A 13,354-nucleotide genomic window follows, 5' to 3' on the forward strand; every position below is an offset into this window, starting at 1 on the left:
TTACCTGCGTTGAAAAGGCTGTGACAATCTTCACCAGAGGCTTTTCAACGCATTTTTTCCAAAAAATCAAAGTAGCAATTTTGGCTGACCTATATCGAATTGGCAACCGGTAATATGTTTATGGAAGAACTTCATTAGTATAATACATAGCAAACATGGGAAGAGCCATCCTCACTTAGCTGTTGAGTTATGGCTCTTCCATGTTTTACAAAAGAAAATGCCGGTTAATCATATTGGCGCTTTCAATTTAGCCGTGAGATGAATATGATATTGCAGATTACTGCTAGATAAGGAGGCCACTAACTTGTCTCACTTTGCTATTATCAATGTCGGTAAAGAAGGGTTTGAAATTGTGCCGCTAACACCTGAAGGTAATACCTACATATCGCACTGCAGGGGAGTGATGACGTATTCTAAGCTGAATAATGCCAAATCAGCAGTTAAGCGAATGGAAGTGACATTAAACAAACGTATCAAAATTTAAATAGCCGGTTAATCCGGCTGAGATATCCCATTATAGAAGGAGCCGTGTTGAAACGTAAGAGTTTCAGCACGGTTACTTCGGCACTGTAGACCATTTGTCAGCAGAACGTCTGCCGCTACCGAAGAACAACGGGCTTCGATGGAAGAGATTGCATCGTCTAGCCAGGCGCTGGCTAAAATGGCGGAAGAGCTACGTAATGTTGTATCACATTTTAGAGTATAAAAACCAAGCGTATTCATAGCAGTAGTTGAGCGTCGTGAAGGGTACGTTTCAGGCAAGAGGAATATCCTGACAGTAACAGCGCACGGGGGCAATTTTGTCTTGTTTACTGGGAAAAAATAATAATTGTAAAAATTATAAATATTATAAAAGGTTTGCAGGAATATAGAAATGAACAGCGAATATACATTACTAAAGAGTTCCGAGTTGCTATCGCCAGATAGGTGATAGTAAACGTGGGTGCGAGAAGGGATTTTCGTGCCAGCCATTGCGCAAAGGAAGTCCGTTAACACGGGCTTCCTTTGTTTATTTATCCTATATTAGACATGTAGTTAGTGTTTTGTGAATATTATGTGACGCAAGTCAGAGACGAAAAAACTTAATAGTTGCTTCCGATTTATTACTATCCCACTGGGAGGTGATAAACATACGGTATGATAAGCAATTATCGTGCCCGCCAATGCGCAAAGGAAGAGGTACTAAAATTTTTTAGCACCTCTTTTTTTATATTTAAAAATAAAAAATTAATTAGGAGGGTTTTTTATGAGTAAATTTATCCGTGTAGACATGGCAACAAAGAATGTTGCTACCAACGAGGTTCCTGAGAAGTACGCCGGCATAGCAGGCCGTGCGCTTACTTCCAACTTCGTCGCCGACGAAGTGAAACCAACCTGTCATCCACTGGGAAAAAACAACAAATTGATTTTTGCACCCGGTTATCTTACCGGTACCAACGCTGCCAATTCCGGCCGGCTTTCCTGTGGCGCTAAGAGCCCGTTAACCGGTGGTATCAAAGAAAGTAACACTGGCGGTACGTTTGGTCAAAAGATGGCCAAAATGGGCATTAAGGCAATTGTGTTTGAAGGAATTCCGGCAGAAGATAAGTATTACGTGGTCAAAGTAACTATGAATGATGTGACCATTGAAGACGCTCCTGCTGAAATCATTGGCATGGGTAACTACGAAGCCATTAAAGTCCTGCAGGCAAAATATGGTGCTAAAGCCGGTGTGGCCATCATTGGTCCGGCCGGTGAAATGAAGCTTTCGGCAGCCAACATTTCCTTTGCCGATCCTGAAAGCAACATCCGCAGCGCCGGCCGCGGCGGCCTGGGCGCTGTCATGGGTTCCAAGAAGATAAAAGCGGTTGTTATTGATGATACTGGCGCTCCCGGTGTTCCCATTGTTAATAGCGAGGATTTCAAGAGTGCTGCCAAGCGATTTGCCAAAGCCCTTACAACTCACCCGGTTACCAGTCAGGGTTTAACCAAATTCGGTACCAACATTCTGGTCAACATTCTGAACGAAGCCGGCGGTCTGCCTACTGAAAATTTCCGCCGTGGCCGGAACGAATGGGCCAATGACATCGGCGGCGAAACTATGACTGCGACCATGGAAGCCCGCGGCGGTAAGCCCAGCCACGGCTGCCATGCCGGTTGCATCATGCGTTGCTCCCAGCACTATGTTGATAAGCAAGGCAAATATATTACCAGCGGTTTTGAGTATGAGACTATTTGGGCTCTTGGCGCCAACGCCAAAATTAATGACCTTGACCTTATTGCCTATGCCGACCGTGAATGCGATGATGTTGGTGTAGATTCCATTGATATCACTGTTGCCATTGGTGTTTATATGGAAGGCGGTGTCATTCCCTGGGGCGATGGCAAGGCTGCCCTGGAATTGATTAAAGAAATTCGCAAGGGCACTCCTCAAGGCCGGATTCTCGGCTGTGGTGCAGCAACCGTAGGACGCGTCTATGGCCTTTCCAGGGTTCCTATCGTCAAAGGCCAGGCAATTCCAGCGTACGACCCGCGTACGGTTAAGGGTGTAGGTTTGACCTACGCTACCACTCCGATGGGCGCTGACCATACGTCCGGTTATGCGGTTGCGACCAATATCCTCAAGATCGGCGGCGATGTCGACCCGCTGAAAAAAGAGGGCAACATCGAACTGTCCCGCAACCTGCAAATTGCCACTGCCGCTGTTGACAGCACTGGTATGTGCCTGTTTGTTGCTTTCGCTATCCTGGACATTCCTGATGGTTTCCAGGCGTTGATTGATATGATTAATGCCCAGTACGGTCTGTCCCTTACCGCCGATGATGTTACTGAGCTCGGAAAATCTGTTCTCAAGGCTGAGCGCGGCTTCAACCACAGGGCTGGCTTCACCAATGCCGATGACCGTTTGCCAGAGTTCTTCGAGGAAGAATGTGCACCACATAATACTACCTGGGATTTCACAGATGAAGAAATCGACGAAGTCTTCAATTTCTAGCCGATAAAAGGCCGGGCTTAGGCCCGGCCTTTTTTATAACTAATGGCAAGATAACCAGTTTACTAAGTTGCATTTCATTTGAAGATATGGCTGGAATAGAAGACGGAATTGCCGCCTGAAAAAATATCGTACTGACGCGTTCCATAAGGTCATTGCAAATTATTTTGGTGTATACTACTAAGGGGAGGCGATTAGGTGATACTTGAGCGGGAACAGATAAATAGATATTTAAGGCATATTTTAATACCTGAAATAAGCGGTCCTGGACAGAAAAAATTGTTGGAGTCGTCAGTTTTCATCTGCGGAGAAAATGTAACCGACACGGCCCCTGCTATATACTACCTTGCCGCAGCGGGTGTAGGTCATATAGGGTGCCATTTTGAAGACTCCACCGGGGTTGACAGGCTATTTGACAACATACACGATTTAAACGAGGATGTCACCATTGGACTATCAGACGATAGCAATAGTGATTTTCGCATTTTTTTAGGTAAGCCGGAGTTTATTAGTAAAAAACAGGAGATGATTTATACCAGTTTTGTACCTTCAGTACTATCCCTTTATAGAGGCTGGAAGGGCGGCATGCAAATTTGTAAAAATAGTGACTGTTTGCATTTCTTCTTAGCAAAGCTGGCAGATGTCCAGCGAAAATTGGGGATTGAGGTTCATGATAACACGATGAAGGGGGATATATTCTCGAACTGTGTTTCAGGTGCGCTATGCGCGATGGAAGTTATAAAGCTTGTACTTGGTATCGGCGGATCAGTAGATGATTTTTTATACTTCAATCTTCTATCTATGGAATTTTTAAAATCCGGCGAAACTGAACTTGAACATACGCTACACGAGCTATGTACTCTGAAGCCGACAGATTGTCTAGACGCTGCCTTAGGAGATCGCAAAGTGCTGATTGTGGGGACAGGTGGACTGGGATCTCCTGCCGCGTATGCACTCGCACTAGCAGGCGTTGGAACAATCGGTCTGGTCGATTATGATATTGTTGAGATAAGCAACCTCAATCGTCAAATACTTCATTCTATGTCAAGGATTGGAATGCCTAAGGTGGAATCTGCCGCAGTATTTTTAAAAAGTATAAATCCGGGTCTTACTATAAATCGCTACAACACCAGTTTAAATAAGGAGAATATTTTTGATATTATCGCAGGCTATGATGTTGTAATTGATGCAGTAGATAATTTCCCAACCCGGTTTTTATTAAACGATGCCTGCTTTTTTGCAGGAAAACCGATGATAGACGCAGGTGTAATCAGATTTGACGGTACTTTTAGGACCATTTTACCTCAAAAAGGTCCCTGTTATCGTTGTACACTTCCTGATATTCCATCTTCAGACAGTATACCGTCATGTGCCGAATCAGGCGTACTTGGGCCGGTACCAGGAATAATGGGCTTTATCCAATCAGCTGAGGCTGTAAAATTCTTATCAGGTCAGGGAAATATTTTAAGTGACAGAATGATCTTCTTTGATGGACTGTTTTCTGATTTTTGTACCATAAAAATAAACAGAAACAATACCTGTCCGTTATGCGGTGCAGACCCGACTATACATGAGCTCCAGGAATATGTATTTATGTGCCCGGATGATGTTGATGAAGGCAGCAATTGAATAATAAGTAATTATTAAAAAATTATAAATATTATAAAAGGTTTGCAGGAATATAGAAATGAATAGCGAATATACATTACTAAAGAGTTCCGAGTTGCTATCGCCAGATAGGTGATAGTAAACGTGGGTGCGAGAAGGGATTTTCGCGCCAGCCATTGCGCAAAGGAAGTCCGTTAACACGGACTTCCTTTGTTTATTATCCTATCTTGGACATGCGGTTAGTGTTTTGTGAATTATGTGATGTAAGTCAGAGACGAGAAAACGTAATAGTTGCTTCCGATTTATTATTATCCCACTGGGAGGTGATAAACCGTAAGGTATGATGAGCAATTATCATGCCCGCCAATGCGCAAAGGAAGAGGTACTAAATTTTTTTAGCACCTCTTTTTTTATATGTAAAATTAATTAGGAGGTTTTTATGAATAAGTCAGGCTATCCCGGCCTATGATCCGCGTGCCATTAAAGGTATCGGTCTGACGTATGCCACTACTCCAATGGGAGCCGACCATACATCAGGTTACTGTATTGCTACAAACATCCTGAAAGTTGGCGGTTATGTAGATCCGCTTAAGAAGGAAGGTCAAGTAGAACTTTCCCGTAATCTGCAAATTGCCACAGCTGCTGTTGACGTAACTGCCCTCGGAAAATCAATTCTTAAAGCGGAACGGGCCTTTAATGCAGCAGCTGGTTTTACGAACGCGCATGATCGACTGCCGGAATTTTTTGAATATGAGCCTTGCCCGCCACATAATGCTGTTTGGGACTTCACGCCGGAAGAAATCGACGAAGTCTACAATTTCTAGCCGATAAAAGGCCGGGCTTGGGCCCGGCTTTTTATTAAAATAAGTATAGGGGGGATTTGTATGGTAGTGGAAGTGCGTTTATATGCTACGTTGAGGCGTTATACGCCAACAAGGCCGAATGGTGTAATAACAGTAGAAGTGCCTGCTGGGATTACTGTGCTTGATTTAGTGAAAAAAATTGAAGTTGATCCGACAGAGATTCACTTGATTATGATAAATGGTATAGGGTGTGAGCTTGAGAAGATAATATGTGATGGCGACCGGGTTGGCTTGTTCCCACCAGTAGGTGGTGGTTAGCCGTAAATTATAGCATAAGTGAAGGATTAATAAGAAAGGAGTGGTTTGCATGACGATTGTTGCTTTGCCCATGATGGACCCTGTTTATATTGAATGGAAAAATTTTCTAAAAACGGGTAATCCCTATAAGTGCAACGCTCGTCAGCAGATTGTTGAATCGTGGGACCGGTGTTATCATGGGGGAGTAGATCCTTATGAGAATAAAATTCACCACAGGTTGGATGATTTGAACCTACATAAGGTGTTAAAAGAAAAAGAAAAACTTATTGAGATAGCAAAACCCTTTATGTCTAAGCTTCATGAATTTTTTAAAGGAGCGGGCCTTATCGTTGTATTAACTGATGAAAATGGCTGCATTCTTGAAATGTCGTGCGACGAAGATATGCGGCAGCATCCGATGACTAGCTGCTTTTATCCTGGCATTAGCTGGCAGGAAGAAGTGGTAGGGACTAATGCCATTGGAACGGTACTAAAGCTGGGAGAACCACTCCAGGTATCGGGTGCGGAGCATTATTGTAAAAAAATTCATTCTTTTGTCTGCTCAGCGGCATCAATTTTTGATTCTAATGGACGGATTATTGGCGTTCTGGATATATCCTACCCGTCCCGTACGTCCCAGTTGCATACATTGGGAATTGTAGCAGTTATTGCGGAAGCTATCACTGCAGAGTTAGGAATTTGGGAAAAAAACTGTGAATTGGATTTACTTAATAAAAGGATGACCAAATTTTTTAATACTGTTTCTGATGGTGTGCTTATCGTGGATAATAATGAGGTTGTAGTTGAAATAAACCCTGCTGGCAAAGCTATGCTCGGAAAATCGGAGCAATATGTTGTCGGGATAGAACTTAATCGGTTATTTTACAATAAATCGGGAGCGCTTCTAGCTAATAATAACCGGTATCATAATATCGAAATAATTGTAGACACTAAAGGAGGCGACCAATTTGTAGCTTCCCGGGAGCCGATAATTAATGATCATGATGTGATAACTGGTGGGATTATTTTTCTCAGACATAGTAAACAAGTGAAAAATATGGTGAATTTAAATCATAGTAACGGCAACTCTGCAACCTTGCAGTTCAGTGATATTATTGGCCAAAGTGTTGAAATACGCGAAGCTATACATGTTGCAACACGGGCGGCGGCCACGGCATCAAATGTTTTGCTATATGGTGAAAGTGGTACAGGTAAAGAAATATTTGCTCAGGCCATTCACAATCAAAGTAGCAAGCATAACGGACCATTTGTGGCTGTCAATTGCGGGGCAATTCCACGGGAGTTGATTGGCAGTGAGTTATTTGGCTATGAGGAAGGGGCTTTTACGGGGGCGAAACGAGGCGGAAAACCAGGTAAATTCGAACTAGCTTCAGGTGGAACTCTTTTCTTGGACGAAATTGGTGATATGCCACTTGAACAGCAGACCGCCTTACTAAGAGTGATACAAGAAAGAAAAGTGGCGCGTATTGGCAGCGATAAGATGATTCCGGTTACTATTCGTCTGCTTTGTGCCACACACAAGAATCTACTGGAAGAAGTTGAAAAAGGGGCCTTTCGACTTGATCTTTTTTATAGATTAAATGTGTTATCAATTATTATTCCGCCGTTACGGGAGCGCCGCGAGGATATACAACCGCTTTTTGAACATTTTTTAGAAAAGTTAAGTCACGAACAGGGATGCGAATTTTCTGTGGAAGACGAAGTCATTCCTTATTTAACTGGATATCACTGGCCAGGTAATGTCCGAGAGCTACAAAACGTGATTGAACATACGGCATGTTTAGCTGAAAATGGAGTTATTACGGTTGGTCATTTACCTGAAATGCTTTTTGCACCGGAATCACGCATGGTACTAGCATCACCACAAATAGATGAGACTGTTTTCAGCAGGGAACAGAGACAGAAGATGGCGGAATTTACGGAGAAATATAAGATAATTAGTAAGCTTGATGCATTTGCTGGAAATGTTAGTCGGGTAGCGAAAGAATTAGGGATATCTCGAAAAACTTTATATAATAAGATGCGATTGCACGCTATCAAAAACTAGCCAAAGCAACGTTGGCCAATCTCTTTTTATGTGCTGAATCAAGAGGCTGCTAATTGCTCTAAAGTAAGTGTTACCTTAAAGTGTGTAAAAAGTGTAACCTTATTGCACAATTTTACACACTCAAAGGTAACACTTATGGCGCAGTTGAGTAGCAGCCGATATAGTCCATTGGATTAATCCAATGCCCAAGATAAGCGGAATTGCCGGGTTTAAGACCATTGACACTTTATTTTAAATTTTTTGAATAGTTGGCATAACAATTGCGATAATATATTGCGAAAGTCAAATAGCTAAGTGGGCAGGCGATTACCTTTAGGATAACACTGAATTTTAAAACTAAGGAGGTCGAAACTTAGGGTAATTTCGTTTGAGCCTATTTATAAAAAATTAAGGGGGAATTGTTAAGTATGGAAAAGAAATCATTTGGGTATTTTAATCCGCCAGTAGCTATCATGGGCGTTGGGTGTCTTGAGGATATAGCTGATTACATTAAGCCTATGGGATTCAAAAAAGCGTTAATCGTTAGCGATAAAGTACTTGTTGAAATCAAACTTATCAAAAAACTTACCGATATTCTTGATAAAATTGGCGTAGGTTATTCTATTTTTGATGGCGCTCAACCAAACCCAACAGTTGGTAACGTTAATTCTGGTTTGAAAATACTCAAAGACAACGGTTGCGATTTTGTAATGTCCTTCGGCGGCGGTTCACCACATGACTGCGCTAAAGGTATTGCTCTTGTTGCTTCTAACGGCGGCAAGATCGAAGATTATGAAGGCGTTAACAAATCAGCTAAACCGCAAATGCCTTTGATCGCAGTTAATACCACTTCCGGTACTGCCAGCCAAATGACTCGTTTCTGTATCATTACCGATGAAACCAGACACGTTAAAATGGCTATCGTTGACTGGCATACAACCCCTATTATTGCTGTTGATGATGCTGATTTAATGCTTGCTATGCCTCCTTCCCTTACAGCTGCTACTGGTATGGATGCTTTGACTCATGCAGTAGAAGCTTATGTTTCCATAATTGCTACCCCTGTTACTGATTGCGCAGCTATCAAAGCTATTGAATTAGTTTCCGGTTTCTTGAGAAGAGCTGTTAAAGACGGTAAAGATGTTGAAGCTAGAGAAATGATGACCTATGCTGAATATCTTGCTGGTATTGCATTCAATAATGCCAGCTTAGGTTATGTACATGCAATGGCTCACCAACTTGGTGGTTTCTATGATCTTCCACATGGTGTTTGCAATGCAATCCTGCTCCCGGCTGTTTCGGACTTCAATGCAAAAGTTGTTCCTGAAAGATTTGCCGATATTGCTAAAGCTATGGGCGTAGATACTGCCGGTTTATCTGCTGCAGACGCTGCTGCTAAGGGGATCGCTGCTATTCGCCAACTTTCTGCCGACATCAATATTCCTGCCGGCCTGAAAGATCTTAGAGGCTTCAAAGAAAGCGATATTCCAACACTTACTGCCAATGCGCTAAAAGATGCTTGCGGTCTTACTAATCCTAAACAAGCTACTCCTGAAGAAATCACTGGTATCTACAAAGCTGCTATTTAATATAAGTAGAATTATAAAATCAAACAAAATTGAAATAGTTACCATTTGATAGTAAAAAGGGTTGGTTTATATTCATCATAGTATGATATAAACCAACCTGATTTAATTTTCAGTGAGCACGAGTATAGTCAAAATATGACATTTGATTTTGCGTTAACAGGTCGTTTCAATGTTATTTATGGTATAATGGAACAAATGAAGAGTGTTAGCTATGGTAAATAGAGAATCTACGTATAACATTTGACGGCTTGCAGCAGTTTATATCTGTAGATAGAGAAACTGTTGTCGTAATCACTGATAACCAGAGAGCAAAAACTTCAATACCAAAGCAGCGAAGAAAGCTAATGAAAAAATCGAGACGGTTGCAAAGACGCGTAAGCCGTTTTATCTAAAAATAAAGGAGTGAAAAGCCGGAATAAGAGCGCAAACTTACTAAAACTGGAAAGAAAAATTAACAAAATTTATCCCAAGTAGCGTAAGTTTTGTTATTCGAGTTATAAGTTTTTGTGAGTTTCTTGTAACGGCTTTCGATTATTATGAAATCAATTGCAAACCATGAAGAGCTTAAAAATAAAATTATTGAGTTAGCTAAACAGGGAAAGCTAACTTGTGAGGACGCTCATCAGTTAGCTGAGTCTGAGGGCGTGTCGGTAGTAATCATAGGCAAGGTGGCCGTAGAAGTTGGGGTAAGAATTTGCGATTGCCAGTTAGGCTGTTTTGGGAAGTATAAGGAGCGTTAATTATGGAGTATTTTAATTGTATAGCTTTAAAAGAGGCAGAACAATTGATAGTGAACGAATTAGACGGGCTTATAGTTGGAAGCGAACAAGTCTCTTTGGTCGAAGCTTTAGGACGCATTGCGGCAGAAGATGTTGTTAGTAAAGAAGATTTACCGCCTTTTAGCCGGTCAACTGTTGATGGGTTTGCAGTACATGGCATGGATACATTTGGGGCGGGGGAAGGTGTGCCTGCGTTATTTGATATTGTGGGTGAAGTGGCTATGGGGCAGCAGACTGTTGTTCAGCTAAAACCTGGACAGGCTGTGACTATACCTACTGGTGGTATGTTGCCAATTGGAGCAGATGCTGTCGTTATGATGGAACATGCAGAACGACCTGATAGCAGCAGTCTACTAGTTCTAAAGGCAGTTGCACCCGGAGAAAATGTAGTTGTTAAAGGTGAAGATATTAGTGCGGGACGCCACTTGCTGCGTCAAGGGCAGAAAATTCTGCCGCAGGACATTGGGGCGTTGGCCGCCTGCGGTTGTGCAGCAGTGTTAGTACGACAGAAGCCTGAGGTCGTAATTATTTCCACCGGTGATGAGGTGGTCGATGTGGCTTGTACTCCGGTAAGCGGTCAAATTCGTGATATTAATTCCTATGCGTTGGCAGCAATGCTCGAAGACGCCGGGTGTATAGTTAAGCGTTATGGAATAGTAAAAGACCAATATGAGGATTTGTTAGCGGCATTATCGCAGGCGGTAAACCGTTGTACTATGATAGTTGTATCAGGCGGCAGTTCAGTTGGGGTTAGGGATCATACGGTCAGAGTCATCAAAGAGCTGGGCAAGTCTGATGTAGTGTTTCACGGGGTGGCAATAAAACCTGGTAAGCCTACTATTTTTGGTATGATTGGAAAAGTGCCGGTATTTGGTTTACCAGGCCATCCAGTGGCTGCGATGACTGTTTGCAGTCAAATAGTAAAACCAGCAATACAAATTCTCCTTGGTCAGACGAGTAAAGATGTTTATACTATACCAGCCCGGATGTTGCGTAGTATGGCTTCGGTACCGGGCAGAGATGATTATATTAGAGTGCAATTAATTAAGAAGGCTAGTGAATATTGGGCTGAGCCGGTTTTGGGAAAATCGGGTTTAATTAGCACCATGTCTGCAGCTGACGGCATTGTACATATTGCCGCTGACAAAGGCGGCTTATATAGTGAGGAAATGGTACAAGTGGAACTTATTACAAAACAGTAAGGATGAGGCATTTTGTATAAAGTTAAAGCGTATTTAGATAGCCTGCCCCGGGATCAGGCTGAGAAGTTGTGGTGGGAAAAACTTCTTGCTGTGGACTATTTCACCAATTTACCTGTGGAAGAAGTTAGTATCAATGATGCGTTAGGACGGGTAACGGCTCGGTGCGTGTATGCCAGGCAGTCAGTGCCGCATTATAATGGGGCGGCAATGGATGGTATTGCGGTAAGGGCCCAGGATACCTTTGGGGCAGGGGAAACTACCCCGAAAAAGTTGCTGCTGCTGAAGGCTGGCGAACCATTTGTAGACGCAGGCTGCTATATCGTAGATACCGGGGATTTAATGCCACTCGGTACTAATGCGGTCATAATGGTTGAGGATGTACATTTATCAAATGGATATGCGGATATTATTGCGGCTGCTGCGCCGTGGCAGCATGTTCGTGTTATTGGCGAAGATATTGTGGCTAATGAAATGGTATTGGCAGAGCATCATGTTATTACTCCTTCGGATATTGCGGCTTTGCTGGCAGCAGGACTGGATAGTGTAGAAGTTGTCGCTAAGCCCAAAGTGACAGTTATTCCTACAGGTAGTGAATTAGTGGCGACTCATCAGGAGCTTACGCCAGGGGCTATTTTAGATGTTAATTCTCATATGTTGTGCGCGGCTGTAACCAATTGGGGCGGCGAGCCGACACGTCATGAGATCGTGTATGATGATTACCAAAAGATTAAAAAAGCTATTGCTGATAGTTTGAAGGTCAGTGATATGGTCATTACTAATGCTGGAACATCAGCTGGTACGGAAGACTTTACTGCCGATATACTCTCAGAGCTCGGTGAAGTGCTGGTACATGGTGTAGCAATTAAACCAGGTAAACCGGTAGTATTGGCCATCTGCCAGGGAAAACCTGTCATCGGGCTTCCTGGATATCCGGTATCAGCGATGTTGACAGCTGATCTATTTGTTCGTAATGTGCTGCATGCCAGGCAGAAACTGCCTCAACCGGAGGTTAAAACAGTGGCAGCCACTATGTCCAGACAAGTTTACTCGCACATTGGTGTCGAAGAATATGTTAGGGTGTCACTTGGCGAAGTTCAGGGAAAATTTGTTGCTGCACCGTTAGGACGCGGAGCTGGCTTAATAAGTTCCTTAACTAAGTCTCAGGGGATGGTGGTTATTAAAGAGACTAAAGATGGTCTGGCTGCGGGAACTGTTACAGAGGTTAAACTATTTGGCAAACAACAGGCTAGTAAAAATATTTTATCAATAGGCAGTCATGACCTGGCACTCGAGATTCTGGGCGTATTTTTAGGCCGACAGGCTAGCCTGTCGTTGTCCTGCGCCAATGTTGGCAGTATGGGTGGTATTATGGCGATACGCAATAATGAGGCGCATATTGCGGGGATACATCTGCTTGATGAAAAGACTGGTGAATATAATGTTTCCTATGTAAATCGCTATTTAAAAAACAATGAATCTTGGCGATTGGTGCATTTAGCTATGCGAGATCAAGGGTTAATGGTCTTGGCAGGAAATCCAAAAGGAATTCAGGGACTGGGTGATTTAGTACGCTCAGATATTGAATACGTCAATCGCCAGCGGGGAGCTGGCACACGAATGTTACTGGATTATCAGCTGCAAAAAATGAATATAGAGTCAAGTAAAATAGTTGGCTATGATAAAGAGGTTGGCACTCATATGGCAGTAGCAGCCACAATTGCAGGCGGTTCTGCTGATACCGGTATGGGTATACGTGCTGCAGCTAAAGCACTTGGACTGGATTTTATTCCGGTAGGTCAGGAGCGGTATGATCTTATTTTGAATTTTGCACCTGAAGATGAAAGGCCTGCGCTAATTATAAAGATTTTACAGTCGCCAGAGTTTCGGCAGCAAGTCGAGGCGCTCGGTGGATATGATTTGACAGATGCTGGGAAATTGATGGCTCTGAGTTGATATGGAAAAAAATAATTAGGCACATGTATATAATATAACGTAAGAGGGTATACTAGTTGTGTAGCGGTGTCCTCGAAGAGAAACGAGATTGCGAAACATTATAAT

10 protein-coding genes and 1 pseudogene are annotated in these 13,354 nt (G+C 42.8%); all 11 read left to right on the forward strand.

The features are described from left to right. The first annotated feature begins 304 nt into the window (after positions 1 to 304). The 11 genes and pseudogenes from SALPA_RS19855 (at position 305) to SALPA_RS19905 (ending at position 13,249) form a co-directional block, all read left to right on the forward strand. On the forward strand, positions 305 to 484 hold the full coding sequence (locus tag SALPA_RS19855) for a hypothetical protein (RefSeq protein WP_145097960.1): 180 nt from the start codon (positions 305 to 307) through the stop codon (positions 482 to 484). 108 nt (positions 485 to 592) lie between these two features. Beyond that, positions 593 to 706: pseudogene (locus SALPA_RS33305) on the forward strand (methyl-accepting chemotaxis protein); the annotation flags it as partial. A gap of 540 nt (positions 707 to 1,246) precedes the next feature. Next, positions 1,247 to 2,974 (forward strand): aldehyde ferredoxin oxidoreductase family protein, encoded by a 1,728-nt coding sequence (locus tag SALPA_RS19865; RefSeq protein WP_145097963.1) that lies wholly within the window; start codon positions 1,247 to 1,249, stop codon positions 2,972 to 2,974. 195 nt (positions 2,975 to 3,169) lie between these two features. Further along, positions 3,170 to 4,600: a HesA/MoeB/ThiF family protein gene (locus SALPA_RS19870; protein ID WP_145097966.1), complete on the forward strand. Its 1,431-nt coding sequence runs from the start codon at positions 3,170 to 3,172 to the stop codon at positions 4,598 to 4,600. Between the two features lie 434 nt (positions 4,601 to 5,034). Continuing rightward, positions 5,035 to 5,403 carry an aldehyde ferredoxin oxidoreductase C-terminal domain-containing protein gene (locus tag SALPA_RS19875; RefSeq protein WP_255451439.1) on the forward strand — a complete coding sequence of 123 codons (369 nt, stop codon included), beginning with the start codon at positions 5,035 to 5,037 and terminating at the stop codon, positions 5,401 to 5,403. 60 nt (positions 5,404 to 5,463) lie between these two features. Beyond that, positions 5,464 to 5,700, forward strand: a complete 237-nt coding sequence (locus SALPA_RS19880) for a MoaD/ThiS family protein (RefSeq protein ID WP_145097969.1) — start codon at positions 5,464 to 5,466, stop codon at positions 5,698 to 5,700. Positions 5,701 to 5,749: 49 nt separating this feature from the next. Continuing rightward, complete coding sequence (locus SALPA_RS19885; RefSeq protein ID WP_255451277.1) at positions 5,750 to 7,747, forward strand: sigma-54-dependent Fis family transcriptional regulator; 1,998 nt, start codon at positions 5,750 to 5,752, stop codon at positions 7,745 to 7,747. 407 nt (positions 7,748 to 8,154) lie between these two features. After that, on the forward strand, positions 8,155 to 9,315 hold the full coding sequence (locus SALPA_RS19890; protein ID WP_145097972.1) for an iron-containing alcohol dehydrogenase: 1,161 nt from the start codon (positions 8,155 to 8,157) through the stop codon (positions 9,313 to 9,315). A 536-nt stretch (positions 9,316 to 9,851) separates the two neighbouring features. After that, positions 9,852 to 10,055, forward strand: coding sequence for a hypothetical protein (locus SALPA_RS19895; protein WP_145097975.1), 204 nt, complete (start codon positions 9,852 to 9,854; stop codon positions 10,053 to 10,055). A gap of 2 nt (positions 10,056 to 10,057) precedes the next feature. Then, positions 10,058 to 11,296, forward strand: a complete 1,239-nt coding sequence (gene glp, locus SALPA_RS19900; protein ID WP_145097978.1) for a gephyrin-like molybdotransferase Glp — start codon at positions 10,058 to 10,060, stop codon at positions 11,294 to 11,296. 12 nt (positions 11,297 to 11,308) lie between these two features. Beyond that, positions 11,309 to 13,249 carry a molybdopterin biosynthesis protein gene (locus SALPA_RS19905; RefSeq protein WP_145097981.1) on the forward strand — a complete coding sequence of 647 codons (1,941 nt, stop codon included), beginning with the start codon at positions 11,309 to 11,311 and terminating at the stop codon, positions 13,247 to 13,249. Positions 13,250 to 13,354 lie beyond the last annotated feature (105 nt).

This window comes from Sporomusa sp. KB1, from assembly GCF_007830295.1.
Classification (GTDB): domain Bacteria; phylum Bacillota; class Negativicutes; order Sporomusales; family Sporomusaceae; genus Sporomusa.

Coding starts and splice junctions, on each gene's coding strand:
- SALPA_RS19865 (WP_145097963.1), top strand. CDS start 1,247: ATGAGTAAATTTATCCGTGTAGACATGGCAACAAAGAATGTTGCTACC.
- SALPA_RS19880 (WP_145097969.1), top strand. CDS start 5,464: ATGGTAGTGGAAGTGCGTTTATATGCTACGTTGAGGCGTTATACGCCA.
- SALPA_RS19885 (WP_255451277.1), top strand. CDS start 5,750: ATGACGATTGTTGCTTTGCCCATGATGGACCCTGTTTATATTGAATGG.
- SALPA_RS19890 (WP_145097972.1), top strand. CDS start 8,155: ATGGAAAAGAAATCATTTGGGTATTTTAATCCGCCAGTAGCTATCATG.
- SALPA_RS19895 (WP_145097975.1), top strand. CDS start 9,852: ATGAAATCAATTGCAAACCATGAAGAGCTTAAAAATAAAATTATTGAG.
- glp (WP_145097978.1), top strand. CDS start 10,058: ATGGAGTATTTTAATTGTATAGCTTTAAAAGAGGCAGAACAATTGATA.